Origin of the sequence: Nitrospirillum karajorum (assembly GCF_036348415.1) — a bacterium.
Taxonomy (GTDB): Bacteria; Pseudomonadota; Alphaproteobacteria; order Azospirillales; family Azospirillaceae; genus Nitrospirillum; species Nitrospirillum amazonense_B.
In genome coordinates this window covers 1710364-1723585 of the sequence record NZ_JAZBQB010000001.1, presented here as the reverse complement: position 1 = coordinate 1723585, position 13222 = coordinate 1710364, and the positions used below count along the sequence as shown (strand labels likewise).

Here is a 13222-nt window from a genome sequence, read left to right as displayed (position 1 = left end):
CAGCGGCAACCGAAGGGAACGTTTCCATGGACGACACTGGGATCAACCGCCGGGGCTTCGCCACGGCCAGCCTGGCCACGGGTTTCGCGCTGGCCGTGCTGCCGGTATCGGCCCAAACCATCATCACCGATGCCGACGACCTGGATGCGGGCATGGTGCAAGTGCCCGTGGCCGGTGGCGCCACCATGGCGGCGTACCGCGCCGTGCCCAAACGGACGGGCAAGGGCGGACACCATCCGGTGGTGTTGGTCGTACAGGAAATCTTCGGCCTGCATGAGCATATCCGCGACCTGTGCCGGCGCCTGGCCAAGTCGGGCTATTATGCCATCGCCCCCGACCTGTACTTCCGCCAGGGCGACGCCACCAAGGTGCCCGATATCCCCACGCTGATCCGCGACATCGTGTCCAAGGTGTCGGACGCCCAGGTCATGGCCGACCTGGACGCCACGGTGGCCCATCTGAAGACCGACAACCGGGCCGACACCCGGCGCATGGCCATCACCGGCTTCTGCTGGGGTGGGCGCATCGTCTGGCTCTACTCCGCCCACAACCCGGACCTGAAGGCGGGGGCCGCCTGGTACGGCCGGCTGGTGGGCAACACCGACGCCGACCATCCCAAGAACCCCATTGATCTGGTGGATCAGCTGAACGCCCCCGTGCTCGGCCTTTATGGCGCCAAGGATGAGGGCATCCCCGTCGCCAGCGTCGACCAGATGCGGACCGCCCTGGCCAAAGGCGACAAAGCCGCAGACGCGAGCAAGTTGATGGTGTTCCCGGAGTCAGGCCACGGCTTCAACGCCGATTACCGACCCAGCTACAACCCCGTCGATGCCAAGATCGCGTGGAAACAGATGCTGGAGTGGTTCAAGAAACACGGGGTTCCCTACCTGCCGCACACTTGAGTCAATTCGCAAATTTTTGGATAGAACGCGACCGCGTCCGCCGGCGTGAACACCGAAAGGAGGAGCGAGGAAGCCAGGGCCACGGATGTGGCCGCCCGGCGCCCGAGGGAACCATAAAAAAAGAAAAAGGCCCGCCTGCGGGGGAGCGGCGGGCCTTCATAGATGCCGGGCTGGGCGCGGGGAGCAACCCACCCGGACGGGGAAGCAGAAACGGGACCTTGGTCGCCGTTCCGGTACCGGAGAGGTTGGGGCCTTCCCCGGTACAAGAAGAAGCCTATGCCTGCCGGACCGGCCCTGCTGTGACCAATATCACTACGGTGCGGAGCGTAAGCCGACGCAGCCATGCGTTAACCAGCCTTGAATGCGACGCCCCCGCTTCCCGTGCGCTCAGTACAGGGCGATGCATTCGCCATGGCGGGTGTTGTCGGGTGCCACCAAGTCCAGGATGGTGGGCACGACGCGGGTGACCGGGGGCTGGGTATCCGGCTTTTCCCCAGGGAACGCCTGGGCGCGCAGCTTGGTGGGCATGGGGCCGGGATCGACCAGGTTCACCTTCAGGGGGCTTTGCAGCACCTCCCGCGCGTAGGTCAGCGCCATCATCTCCAACCCCGCCTTGGCCACGGCGTAGGCGTTCCAATAGGCCACCGGCTCATGGCCGTAGCGGTCGGTGATGAAGACGGCGCGGCCCGCGTCAGAACCGCGCAGCAGCGGATCCAGGGTACGGATCAGGCGCATGTTGGCGGTCAGCGTCAGGGCCAGGACCTTGTCCCACTGCTTCACGTCGGCATGGGCCATGGGACCGATGGCCCCCAGCATGCCGGCATTGGCCACCAGGATGTCCACCCGCTTGAACCGATCCAGCAACGCCGGCCCCAGCACGTCCAGTTGCGCCGGGTCGGCCGCCATGTCCTGGGGGATCAGGGTGGCGGTGCCGCCAGCGGCGCGGATGGCGTCGTCCACCTCCTCCAGCCCGCCCACGGTGCGGGCGATCAGCACGACGTGCGCGCCTTCCGCCGCCAGCCCCTTGGCGACGGCGGCACCCAACCCGCGTGAAGCGCCGGTGACAACGGCGACACGGCCCTTGAGCCGACCGGGAAGGGTGGGGGAGGCAGGCTCGGTCATGCGGGACACTTTCCTTGAAAAAAGGTTCTTTCAGCAACACGGTGGGCGCGAGATGCCCGCGCCTTACCGCAACGGCTGGCTTTGCGGTTTACGGCCTGGCATCGCGCCCGTCAATCGCCGCCCACGGTGACGACATCGGCCAGCGGCAAGGCGGTGCGTTTCATGACCGTGCGCAGGGTGAAGCTGGAATGGACGCGGGCCACCCCCGGCAGGCGGGTCAGGATGCGGTTGTGCAGGGCCTCGTAATCGGCGGCACCGGCCACCACCACGCGCAGCAGGTAATCGCTGTCGCCGGACATCAGGTAACACTCCATCACCTGCGGGCAGGTGGCCAACGCCTCCTCGAACGCGCGCAGGTAGGGCTCCGTCTGCTTTTCCAGCGTCACCTGGACGAACACGCTCTCCGGCCGCCCGCAGGACGCCGGGTCCAGGATGGCGGTGTAGCCGCTGATGATCCCCGCCTCCTCCATCGCCTTGACGCGGCGCAGGCAGGCGCTTTCCGACAGGTGGACGTGGGCGGCGAGTTCCGAATTGGGAATGCGGCCATGCTCCTGAAGCCGGGTCAGGATGGCACGATCAATCCTATCCAGCACCGTTGTTCGCAGACCCTGGCGCATAGTGGACTTTCGTTGGTGGTTTCTTGCGCATTGTGCGCCCCGCCTATCCCTGAACGCAAGGACATGTACCGGCCTTCGGCCTTATCTTGGCTTCCGAAATCGAGGCAACGGTTGCGCGACCGGACAGGCGGCGCCAACCCAGATGATCCGGGAGAAAACCATGCTTATCGGCGTTCCTAAGGAAATCAAAAACCACGAGTATCGCGTCGGTCTGATCCCCGGCAACGTGCGCCAGCTGGTGGCCCACGGCCACTCGGTCATCGTGCAGAAGAACGCCGGCACCGCCATCGGCCTGACGGATGAGCAGTACGCCGCCGCCGGCGCCACCCTGGTGGAGACGCCCGAGGAGATCTTCGCCAAGGCCGACATGATCGTGAAGGTGAAGGAGCCGCAGCCGCATGAGTGCCGTATGCTGCGCCCCGGCCAGGTCCTGTTCACCTACCTGCACCTGGCCCCCGATCCCGAGCAGACCGAGCTGCTGCTGGCCTCCGGCGCCATCTGCATCGCCTATGAGACCGTGACCGACGTTCGCGGCGGCCTGCCCCTGCTGGCCCCCATGAGCGAGGTCGCCGGCCGCATGTCCATCCAGGCCGGCGCCAAGTGCCTGGAGAAGAGCTACGGCGGCAACGGCATCCTGCTGGGCGGCGTGCCCGGCACCCCGGCCGCCAAGGTCGTGGTCATCGGCGGCGGCGTGGTCGGCCTGAACGCGGCCCGCATGGCCGTGGGCCTGGAAGCGGAAGTGACCGTGCTGGACAAGTCGCTGGACCGGCTGCGCCAGATCGACCAGCAGTACGGCCGCCGCGTCAACACGCTCTATGCCAACATCGACACCATCGAGCAGGCGGTGCTGGACGCCGACCTGGTCATCGGCGCCGTGCTGGTCCCGGGCGCCAACGCCCCGCGCGTCGTCACCAAGGAGATGGTGGCCAAGATGCGCCCCGGCAGCGTGCTGGTGGACGTGTCCATCGACCAGGGCGGTTGCTTCGAGACCTCGCACGCCACCACGCACGCCGAGCCCACCTACGTGGTCGACGGCGTCATCCACTACTGCGTGGCCAACATGCCGGGCGCCGTGGCCCGCACCTCCACCTTCGCCTTGAACAACGCCACCGCCCCCTTCGTCCTGGCCCTGGCCGACAAGGGCTGGCAGCAGGCGCTGACCGACGACGTGCACCTGCGCAACGGCCTGAACGTGTTCCGCGGCAAGCTGACCCACCCCGCCCTGGTGGAAGAGGGCGACGCGCGCTACCTGGCCGCCGACAAGGCCATCGCCTGATCCCCTCCGGGTTAGCGATTGAGTGACTGCGAAGGCCCGGTGGCGACGCCGGGCCTTTTCGCTGCCCGCTCCCCTGCCCCCGTCGATCTGCGACGCCATAACTCAAGCATTTTCCCTGGCCAGCCCGGCGACACACCGTCTAAGTTGTATTTGTGTTTGTCTTGTGGGGGTGCCAATGACACTTACCGATGGGCTTTTGCTACTTCTCTTGTTCGGTGGCGGTTTCGGCCTTTGGAACCTGTCTGACCTCCTCGAGGCCAAGGAAGAGGAAATCCGCGAACGGGCGCGGAAACTGAAGCTGGAAAACGACCGCGAGGAACGGCGGATGAAGCAGGAACACGACACCGCCGTGCCCCAACCGCTACCTGAGCATCCCTGACCGACGGGAAAGGCCCGCGATGCAGACCACGCCTTGGCTTCTTTCCGCCGCCCCCGCCCTGGCGACCCTGCCCAATGTCCCGACAGGGGAACGGTTCCAGTACCTGCTGGAACACGGCACCATGAAGGTAGGCGTCTACGCCCCGCGCGGGCACGACCCGCAAGGCCCCTATGTCCGTGATGAAATCTACGTGATCATCAGCGGCACTGGCACCTTCGTGAAGAACGGTGAACGCCACCCCTTCCAGCCCCACGACCTGCTGTTCGTGGAAGCGGGCGCCGAGCATCGCTTCGAAGACTTCAGCGACGACTTCGCCACCTGGGTGCTGTTCTGGGGGCCAAAGGGCGGGGAGGCCCCTTAAGCCCCCCTCGCCCATCCTTAATTATTCCCCGTGAGTAGGTGTTATTGATCATGTGGCAGAAATGGGCGACGTAAGCGGCGCCTCCACTGTATCGCGGCGAAGATTGATCAAGTTTGGAATAACCAGAAAAAGTTGAGTACCATCCCTTAATTAACAGAGGCTCGACACGTCAGCCATTACTTCTTTCCGAGCTTCCATTATTTTAACACAAGCAACGAAGCGGATCCTCATCCAATGTCTACAAAAATAAATAGAAGATCGCAGGCGTTCATTTTCAGCGCCCTTATGCTGGCGGGGACCATGGCCCTGCCAGGGTGCGCTTCAAACAAGAATCAGGGCAATGCCACCCTCATTGAGCAAGTCGAAACCCGATATCCCCTTTTTTCTCCGCATAAGGAAAAAGGGGTACAGACCTTCGTGGCCGCCGTCCGCTCCCTGAAACGCCCCCACCAAGCTGATCAAGGGTGTGAGGAGTTCATTTCGGATTTCCTCGCCAACACTCGTATAGCCGTCCAATCCCCAGCAGCCTCCGCCACATCGGCCAAAGATATCGCCACCCTGACGCAATTGAACCAGTGCCCGCCGACATTATTCCAAGATCCGCCGCCCTTGCCGTTCAAAGTCCCGATGGAGCAACCCTCGGGGCCCGTCTTTGAGCGGTACGACATCTACAGCGAGCAGTTGGTCAATGCCACGCGGTACCTACTGATGTATCGAAAAATGGGTTGGACGACGACAGGTGGCAACGGGGGGAACCTCCACAGCATCTCTACCTATACGCGGGAAATCGACCCTGCCACCTGCCACGGCACCACCGTGATCTCCGATACCTCGGCTCCCAAGGGCGTCGACGTGAACGATGATCAAGGGATGTATCTTCTGACGTGGAAGCAAATGCCGGTGGCTGTGACCTTGCTGCACCGGACGCAGCCCGTTGGCCCAGGCATCCCCAGCGACCTGTGGAGCCTTTCGGCGCAATCGCAATTTCCGGCGGTGTTGCCTCTGACCTGCATCGTCTCCTGGAAACCTTGATCGACCTGGGCCGGGGCCAGACCGCCGAAATCGTTATCACTCAATGTGTTAAGCGCTCCGCCCCTCGCGCCCGTCCTCGCGCGCCATCAGCAGCGGGTGCAGGAAACGCGCTTCCAGCTGGCGGGCGGGCATGGGTTCGGCGATGAAGAAGCCCTGGACGACGGGGCAGCCCTCGGCCACCAGCCAGGCCAGCTGCTCCTCCCGCTCCACCCCTTCGGCCACCACCTCCAAGCCCAAGCGCGCGCCCAGGGTCAGGATCATGGCGGCGATGGCGCTGTCGCGCGGCAGGTCCTGCACGAAGGCCCGGTCGATCTTCAGGGTGTCGATGGGCATCTGGCGCAGGTAGGACAGCGAGGAGAAGCCGGTGCCGAAATCGTCCACGGCGATTCGCACGCCCAGCCGCTTCAGGCGCCACAGCACCTCCAGCGAGCGGGCGCTGTCCACCATGACGCTTTCCGTCACCTCGATCTCGATGCGGTCGGCGGGCACCCCGCTGCGCGCCAGGCAGTCGCGCACCCGCTCGACGAAGCCGGGCGCGATGATCTGGCGGGCGGAGACGTTCACGGCGATGTGGAAGTCGGGCAGCAGCTTGGTCCAGTGCGTGGCCTCGCGCACCGCCTGCTCCAGCACCCAGCTGCCCAGTTCCATGATCAGGCCCGAATCCTCGGCCACGGTCATGAAGGCGCCAGGCTGCACCAACTGGCCGTCATGCTTCCAACGGACCAGCGCCTCCGCCCCCACCAGGGACTGGTCGGCGGCCCGCACCTTGGGCTGGAAGTAAAGTTCGAAGGAACCGATGCTGAGCGCCTGACGCAAGTTGGCCTCGGTGGTCAGGCGGTTTTCCGCCCGCTCGCTCATGTCGCGGGAGAAGAAGCGATACTGCCCGCGCCCCGCCGCCTTGGCGGCGTAAAGCGCCGTATCGGCCTGGCGCAGGAGCGTGCTGGCGGTTTCCATCTCACCCGCCGCCGCGCCCTCCCCCACCATCGCCACGCCGATGGAGGCGCCGGCATGCAGCAGATGGCCCCCCTCGACCGCCAGCGGCGGCTCCAGCGCTTTCAGCAGCCGCTCCGCCAGGACGGCGGCGTCGACCGCCTCATGCACATTCTCCGTCACCACAAGGAATTCATCGCCGCCCAGCCGGCCCAGCATGTCGCCCTGGCCCAGGCAGTCGCGCAACCGAGCGGCGACCGCCTGAAGCAAACGGTCGCCGACATCGTGGCCCAGGCTGTCGTTGACATGCTTGAACCGGTCCAGGTCCAGGAAGAATAGGGCGATGCCGCCGCGCCCCCGCGCAGGATGCCCCACCGTCCCCACCAGATCCGATCGCTCCGGGTGGTACAGCCGCCGCTCCCGTCGCCGCAGCGCCTCATCCAGGCGTCGCTGAAGCAGCAGGCGGTTGGGCAGGCTGGTCAGGACATCGTGGGTGGCCAGTTGCTCCATGTCCGACCGGTTGCGGTCCAGCAGGCGCAACACTTCATTGAAGCGGCGGACGAGATAGCCCAGCTCATTCTCGGCCTGGCGCGGAAAATCGGGCAGGCGGGCGGCGCCGGGACGGGAGGGGTCGATGCTGGCGACGGCCAGGCCAACGGCGCGCAACGGCCGGGTCAGGAAGGTGTGCAGCAGCAGGGCCAGCACCACGCCCAGCGCCAGATCGCGCACCAGCCCGCCCAGTACCGTGGTGCGGATGAAGGCGGCATAGTCGGCCGCCGCCCGGCTGGTATCCAGCTCCAGCTCCACCCGCCCGATGATGGGGCCGCCGCGTGAACTGCCGGCCGGACGGTAGAGGAGGCGCTGGGTCTCCGCCAAATCCTTGAAGATGGGGGCGAAATGGGCGCCGGACAGCCAGCCCCGCCACGACAGGGCGCCCCCGTCCACGGGCGGCAGGTCGCGCGCGCCTTCGGCCAGCACCCGGTTGGGCATTTCCACGAGGCGCACCGCCCGCACGCCATCGATGGCCAGCACGGACCGGACCAGCCCCGACGCCAGGTCCGGATCCAGGTTCCAGACCGCGGCGCTGGCCGTGTTTTCCACTAGGTCCAGCACGACGCGGCCGGCATTGGCGAATTTGGCCCGCTCCCGCTCCGCCTGGCCGATGCCCTGGATCAGGGACAGCACCGCCCCGATCACAACGGCGGACAGCAGGGCCAAAGCCGATTGCCGGACCGCCAGGGAGTGCCAAAAGGCGACGGTCATCTGATGACGCCGCATCACCGCCTGGCGCCGGGCGCGTCGCAACAACCACGCGCACAGCCAACGGGGCACGGGGACACCCAGCAAACGGTGGATCGGGGTCGTGGACGGGGAATAGGTCACGGCGGGCCCGCCACCGGCCCCACGGCCGGCATACGCCCAATCGCCCGTTTCCCGCGCGCAACCCTCGCCATGCTCAGTCCCCGTTGCCTCCAAATGCCAACCTAGATGCCGGTTCGACCGGCGGCGCCGTACCCTTGGGCACGCGCCGCCGCCATCCGACCTAACGTCGTGGCGCCATCACCACTTGAAGCTTTTCCCGCAGGCTGACCAGGGTAACGGGCTTGGCGATGAAGGCGTCCACGCCCAAGTCCCGGGCCTTCAATACCGTTTCCTTGTCCGCTCGATTGGTCAGGAAAACCACCGGAATATGGTGCCCTTGCGTTTCGCGCGACCGAAGATGCTGCAGGAAGGTCAACCCATCCACCGGCGCCATGTCGATGTCGGCGATGATGACGTCCGGCCGACGCTCAAGGGCGACGCTCAACCCTGACGAGCCATCCTCCGCCTCCATCACCGCGCCGAAATCCAGCTGCCGCAGAATCCGGACGATGACGCCACGGATAAAGCTTTGGTCCTCGATCACCAGGGCGCTACGGAAATTGAAGGAAATCACACCCATTGCCATCCCCAAACGGCCGCCGGCTTCAAATCCAAACAATCTTGTTTTAACGTGGAGTGAATAGCCGCTCCGACATCCACCGGAACGACAGGCGCGGAATACTAAGTTAGTATAGACAGAAATTTTGGAAGTCGTCTTGTTATAAAGAGGCGATGGTTGACGCAACCTGCTCCAGCGCAATCGGCAGAGCCTTTGCCGCCTGCCGGGCGCCCTCTGGATTCCCTTGTAGCAGGGACTCTTCCACTCGATCAGCCGCCTGGGCCAAAATATCAGCCCCGGCGGTCTTGGCCACACCGGCCAAGGCATGGGTCTGGTGCCGGGCATGGCCGAGATCATCCCGGGCGAATGCCGCGGCGACACCCAGAACCAAGGGGCGGGCGGCGTCCAGGAAGTCGTTCAGGAAAGTGCGTGCCTCGTCATCCAGCGCGCTGAACAATTCCAGCGTGCGCGTCAGATTGAGAACCGGCACCACCCCGGCACCGACCTCCCCCAATGACCCTGACTGGGACGGCCCTGACTGGGACGGTGCCGCGCCCCTGTCCGACAGGGGGGCAGCCACTGCGCCAGGCAGCGATCCAGCCGATCCAGTTCCAGGGGCTTCGCCAGGAAGCCGTCCATGCCCGCCGCCAGGCAACGCTGCGATTCACCGGCCATGGCGTTCGCGGTCAATGCGATGATGGGGGTCCGCAGGCCGGTGCCCGTCTCCGCCTCACGGATCGCGGCGGTGAGTTCGAACCCGTCCATTTCCGGCATGTTGCAATCGGTCAGGACCAGGCCGAAACGGCCCGAGCGCCACGCCGCCAGGGCCTGGCGGCCGTCTTCGGTTATCTCCGCCGCGATGCCCAACAGGCTCAGCTGCCGGCGTATGACCATCTGGTTGACGGGCTGGTCCTCCGCCACCAGGACCAGCCGGCCTTGAGCGATGGCCACCTCGACCGGGGGCGGTTCGCCCCGCCCCTGGCGCAGGGAGGAGGTGGCGGAACGCGCCGCCATCTCCTGCCCCGCGGCGGAGGCGATGGCGCGAATGAGGGGGACACGCCGTACCGGCCGCCCGATCTGCACCGTGCCGGACGGCAGGCCCGCCGGCCGGACCGAGTCCGCGGCAGCCACCAGCACCGCCGGCCGGCCATCCGGCAAGTCCGGCCAGACATCGCCGGGGCGGGGAATGACCACCGCCACCGTCCACGCCTGCCCCGGCTCCGTCACGCGGCCCCCGGCGGCCTCGATATAGCAGGCGACGGTGTCGCGCAGCGCCGGGGTTTCGGCCACGACCAGCACGTCGATCCCCGACAGCGAGGGCAGGGCGGGCTGCGGCGCCGTGGCGGGTTGCTCCTGGGCAATGGCCAGGTCGATTTCAAACCAGAAGGTGGAGCCCTGCCCCGGCGCGCTTTCCAAACCGATGCGTCCCTGCATCAGGTCGATGAGACGCCGGCTGATGGACAGGCCGAGGCCGGTGCCGCCGAAGCGACGGCTGGTGGAGCTTTCGGCCTGGGTGAAGGGCTGGAACAACTGCTTCTGCACGTCTTCGGCGATGCCGATGCCGGTGTCCTGCACCGCCACCTTCACCCGGCAGCGGCCCGGCTCCGCCCCCGGCAGGCAGCGCATCGACAGGGTGACGCCCCCCTTCTCCGTGAACTTGATGGCGTTGCCGGTCAGGTTGTACAGCACCTGGCGCAGGCGCAGCGGGTCGCCCATCAGCAGGTCGGGAATGGCGGGGTCGATGTGGACGTGCAGGTCCAAAGCGCGCTTGCGCGCCTGGGCCGCCAGCATGTCCGCCACCCCCTCCACCAGCGGACCCAGCGCCACCGGATGGCATTCGATGTCCATGCGGCCGGCCTCGATCTTCGAGAAATCGAGGATGTCGTCGATGATGCGCAACAGGGTGCCCGCCGCATCCCGGGCGGTGAACAGCATCTCCATCTGTTCATCGTCCAGCCCGGTATGGGACATGAGTTCCAGCATGCCCAGCACCGCATTCATGGGCGTGCGGATTTCATGGCTCATGGTCGCCAGGAAACTGGACTTCAACCGGCTGGCGCTTTGCGCCTCGCGCGCCGTGCGGATGTTGTCGTAAGACCGCAGCGCCGTGATGATGGTGATGAACAGCTTTTCCGAGGTGAGCTCGGTCTTCGCCTTGTAGTCATTGATGTCGTAATTGACGATGACGTCCCGCACCGGCGCCTGGCCGGGCTGGCCGGTGCGCAAGACGATGCGCACATCGTGATTGTCGAATTCCTCGCGGATGCGTCGCGCCAGCACCAGGCCGGCGTCATCCGTCTCCATGACGATGTCCAGCAAGGCGACGGCGATGTCTTCACGCTTGGTCAGGACGGTCGCCGCCTCCGCCGCCGACCGGGCGGTCAGCAAGTCCAGCGGCCGGCCCTTGTAGGTCAGGCGGCTGAGCACCAGCCGGGTCATGATGTGCACCTCCTCATCGTCGTCGACGACAAGGATGGGCCACGGCGGCAGTTCCCGCGCCGGGGTCGCGGGGGCATCCTCAACCAGGAACAGGGAATTGAGGTCGGACGTCATGGCCGACCGTTTTCAAGGCGGTGGGCAGTGACGACCCGCTGTCGTTTTGAACCGCTGGTCACAGCCATAGATCGACGCGTCGGCACCTTTATGCCGCTTGATGATAGGGCCCCATATCGATCCGCGAGACGCCGAAGCATGTCGGCATCCGGCAGGCCGGACGAACAGCCAGAACACAGGACGCCGCCCGCGTCCTACCCCTGGGCTCAGGGCACTGTACATGAGCGGCACGCGCCAATCCAGCCACGCACAGACCCGAGGTCGATACGGGTGTGTAACGCCCCAAAGCCGAATTGGCGTCCACAAGGAGTCGAGAGTAAAGCCGTAAGTTACCGGCTGGCGGTGGGACGCCCGCGCCCACGGGGCTTGACGACGGCCTTCGTGGTGCGACGACCCCGCTTAACCGGCTCGGGCGGCGGGGGCGTCGGGGGGCGACGCAGGCTTCAAGTCCCTGGTACGCCAGTACAATCACCGAGGGCAATGCCTCGACGCTGACAGGGTTTGACCGGGCGTAGGACGTTGCGATCTTGACCGCCAGTTCCCGCAATTCCGGCCTTAGTCGATCGTTCATCTACCGCTCCCACCCGCTTCTCATGGACACTTGGTAGAAAGGACCGTAATCAAAGACGCTTCATTTAGCGCTCTTTCATTCGGTCTATGCGGTTCGGATGAGTATTTCAGACGGCATGTACTGACCAGAGTGCGAATTGGCAGGACTGTGATAGATACCGTGCGAGGGCGGCCGGATGGGGAGCGGGGCGGATCAACCGACCCGGGCAGAGGCTGAGGGCGGCGACCGATCCAGGCCCACCGCCCCTTGCAGGTGGACATCGGCGAAGCGGACCCCCGTGGTGTCGGCCTGAGTGAGGTCGGCATTGTTCAGGCTGGCACCGGTGAAATTCGCATACTGTACTTGGGCACGCCACAGACTGGCCCCGGCAAGGTCGGCGCCGGACAGGTCGGCGGGCCAGGACCGGCCGCTGGGAAGGCCGTCGGCATTCAGAATATCGGCCGGATCCAGCCGCGCTTCAGCCAGATCCGCCGCCACGAGCCGCGCATGCCCCAGTGTCGCGCCGCGCAACACGGCACCGCGCAGGCTGGCCTCCGTCAGGTCGGCGCCCGACAGGTCCGCCAATGTCAGGTCGGCACCGGCCAGAAGGGCGCCGCGCAGCCGGGCGCCCCGAAGCATCGCGCCGGCGAGGCGCACTCCCCGCAGATCGGCGCCTTCCAGGTTGGCGCCCTCCAACTCCGCCCGGGCACCGCGGGCACCACCACTGTCGATCCAGCGCTCGTGCTCATGCACCCGGTGACGCATGTCCAGGGCCAGCGAATCGAGCGACCGCGAAAAGCGGGCATCCTCAAGCAGCGCGCCGCTTAGATCGCATCGGTTAAGGTCCACCCCCATGAGGTCAGCCTGAGCGAAACGGGTACCCTGCAGACGCGCGCCCGCCAGCTGGGCGCCGCTCAAACGGCTTCCGCTCAGGCTGGCGTCGCTGAGATCGGCGCCCGCCAAATCCACGTCCCGCAGCAGCGAGCCCGTGAAGTCGCCCCTCCGCAGGTCGGCCCCTCGCAGCAAGGCGCCGGTGAGGTCGCAATCCAGCATCGTCACCCCCGCCAAACGGACCCCGACGAGAAGGGCGCGGCCCAGCCGCGCGCGCCGAAAGACGATGCCTTGCCCGCTCAACGCCCCCTGCCCCGCGCTGGTGGGTGGCAGCGCGATCAACATATCGCTGGGGCGAAGGTCGGCCCCCCGCAAATCCGTCCGGTCCAGCACAGCGCCCCGCAGGTCACATCCGCGCATGTCGGCGGCCACCAGGCAGGTTTGGGTCAGGTTGGCATCGGACAGGCCCGCGCCGCAAAGGTCGGCGCCCTCCAGCCGGCAATTGTCCAAAGCGGCACCGGATAAATCGGCACCGGTCAGCAAGGCGCGGGAAAGATCGCGGTTTGACAGGTTGGCGCCACGCAGAACATGCATCACCAGATTGGCACGCCGGCCGCCCGGCTTCGCCGCCAACCAGCGTTCATGATCATCCAGTATCTGGGCCAACTGGGCGCCGAACATGCAACCATCCGCTCGCGGCCAGGTACAAGGACGGGCGGAACGGAGCCCGGCCCCATCCCTGAAAGGC

At 66.1% G+C, this 13222-nt stretch carries 12 protein-coding genes; 5 read left to right on the top strand and 7 right to left on the bottom strand.

Going from position 1 to position 13222, the window contains the following annotated elements:
* Nucleotides 1-26 precede the first annotated feature (26 nt).
* The gene (locus UCD39_RS07535; RefSeq protein ID WP_330495412.1) at nucleotides 27-902 is read left to right on the top strand and encodes a dienelactone hydrolase family protein; all 876 of its coding nucleotides are present in this window, start codon (nucleotides 27-29) and stop codon (nucleotides 900-902) included.
* 387 nt (nucleotides 903-1289) lie between these two features.
* Here UCD39_RS07535 and UCD39_RS07530 read toward each other — a convergent pair whose 3' ends face one another.
* On the bottom strand, nucleotides 1290-2024 hold the full coding sequence (locus UCD39_RS07530; RefSeq protein ID WP_330495411.1) for an SDR family NAD(P)-dependent oxidoreductase: 735 nt from the start codon (nucleotides 2022-2024) through the stop codon (nucleotides 1290-1292).
* Between the two features lie 110 nt (nucleotides 2025-2134).
* Complete coding sequence (locus tag UCD39_RS07525; protein ID WP_330495410.1) at nucleotides 2135-2641, bottom strand: Lrp/AsnC family transcriptional regulator; 507 nt, start codon at nucleotides 2639-2641, stop codon at nucleotides 2135-2137.
* A gap of 160 nt (nucleotides 2642-2801) precedes the next feature.
* Here UCD39_RS07525 and ald point away from each other — a divergent pair, with 160 nt between their 5' ends.
* The 4 genes from ald to UCD39_RS07505 all read left to right on the top strand — a co-directional run bounded on the left by ald (nucleotide 2802) and on the right by UCD39_RS07505 (nucleotide 5689).
* Nucleotides 2802-3917: an alanine dehydrogenase gene (gene ald / locus UCD39_RS07520; protein WP_330495409.1), complete on the top strand. Its 1116-nt coding sequence runs from the start codon at nucleotides 2802-2804 to the stop codon at nucleotides 3915-3917.
* Nucleotides 3918-4092: 175 nt separating this feature from the next.
* Nucleotides 4093-4296: a hypothetical protein gene (locus UCD39_RS07515; protein ID WP_330495408.1), complete on the top strand. Its 204-nt coding sequence runs from the start codon at nucleotides 4093-4095 to the stop codon at nucleotides 4294-4296.
* A gap of 19 nt (nucleotides 4297-4315) precedes the next feature.
* Entirely contained in the window at nucleotides 4316-4657 is a 342-nt protein-coding gene (locus UCD39_RS07510; protein ID WP_330495407.1) for a cupin domain-containing protein, read from the top strand.
* Nucleotides 4658-4957: 300 nt separating this feature from the next.
* On the top strand, nucleotides 4958-5689 hold the full coding sequence (locus UCD39_RS07505) for a hypothetical protein (RefSeq protein WP_330495406.1): 732 nt from the start codon (nucleotides 4958-4960) through the stop codon (nucleotides 5687-5689).
* A gap of 48 nt (nucleotides 5690-5737) precedes the next feature.
* Here UCD39_RS07505 and UCD39_RS07500 read toward each other — a convergent pair whose 3' ends face one another.
* The 5 genes from UCD39_RS07500 to UCD39_RS07480 all read right to left on the bottom strand — a co-directional run bounded on the left by UCD39_RS07500 (nucleotide 5738) and on the right by UCD39_RS07480 (nucleotide 13155).
* Nucleotides 5738-7882, bottom strand: coding sequence for a putative bifunctional diguanylate cyclase/phosphodiesterase (locus UCD39_RS07500; RefSeq protein WP_330495405.1), 2145 nt, complete (start codon nucleotides 7880-7882; stop codon nucleotides 5738-5740).
* Between the two features lie 280 nt (nucleotides 7883-8162).
* Nucleotides 8163-8561, bottom strand: coding sequence for a response regulator (locus tag UCD39_RS07495; protein WP_322485206.1), 399 nt, complete (start codon nucleotides 8559-8561; stop codon nucleotides 8163-8165).
* A 139-nt stretch (nucleotides 8562-8700) separates the two neighbouring features.
* Complete coding sequence (locus UCD39_RS07490) at nucleotides 8701-9033, bottom strand: Hpt domain-containing protein (protein WP_330495404.1); 333 nt, start codon at nucleotides 9031-9033, stop codon at nucleotides 8701-8703.
* Nucleotides 9012-11093, bottom strand: a complete 2082-nt coding sequence (locus UCD39_RS07485) for a response regulator (RefSeq protein WP_330495403.1) — start codon at nucleotides 11091-11093, stop codon at nucleotides 9012-9014. Before UCD39_RS07485 ends, UCD39_RS07490 begins: the two co-directional genes overlap by 22 nt.
* Before the next feature lie 763 nt (nucleotides 11094-11856).
* A complete protein-coding gene (locus UCD39_RS07480) occupies nucleotides 11857-13155 on the bottom strand; it encodes a pentapeptide repeat-containing protein (protein ID WP_330495402.1) in 1299 nt (432 codons plus the stop codon).
* Between the last annotated feature and the right edge of the window lie 67 nt (nucleotides 13156-13222).

Bases quoted from the DNA above. Each gene is read 5' to 3' on its own strand.
- UCD39_RS07535 (WP_330495412.1), top strand. From the start codon at position 27: ATGGACGACACTGGGATCAACCGCCGGGGCTTCGCCACGGCCAGCCTG.
- UCD39_RS07530 (WP_330495411.1), bottom strand. From the start codon at position 2,024: ATGACCGAGCCTGCCTCCCCCACCCTTCCCGGTCGGCTCAAGGGCCGT.
- UCD39_RS07525 (WP_330495410.1), bottom strand. From the start codon at position 2,641: ATGCGCCAGGGTCTGCGAACAACGGTGCTGGATAGGATTGATCGTGCC.
- ald (WP_330495409.1), top strand. From the start codon at position 2,802: ATGCTTATCGGCGTTCCTAAGGAAATCAAAAACCACGAGTATCGCGTC.
- UCD39_RS07515 (WP_330495408.1), top strand. From the start codon at position 4,093: ATGACACTTACCGATGGGCTTTTGCTACTTCTCTTGTTCGGTGGCGGT.
- UCD39_RS07510 (WP_330495407.1), top strand. From the start codon at position 4,316: ATGCAGACCACGCCTTGGCTTCTTTCCGCCGCCCCCGCCCTGGCGACC.
- UCD39_RS07505 (WP_330495406.1), top strand. From the start codon at position 4,958: ATGGCCCTGCCAGGGTGCGCTTCAAACAAGAATCAGGGCAATGCCACC.
- UCD39_RS07500 (WP_330495405.1), bottom strand. From the start codon at position 7,882: ATGACCGTCGCCTTTTGGCACTCCCTGGCGGTCCGGCAATCGGCTTTG.
- UCD39_RS07495 (WP_322485206.1), bottom strand. From the start codon at position 8,561: ATGGGTGTGATTTCCTTCAATTTCCGTAGCGCCCTGGTGATCGAGGAC.
- UCD39_RS07485 (WP_330495403.1), bottom strand. From the start codon at position 11,093: ATGACGTCCGACCTCAATTCCCTGTTCCTGGTTGAGGATGCCCCCGCG.
- UCD39_RS07480 (WP_330495402.1), bottom strand. From the start codon at position 13,155: ATGTTCGGCGCCCAGTTGGCCCAGATACTGGATGATCATGAACGCTGG.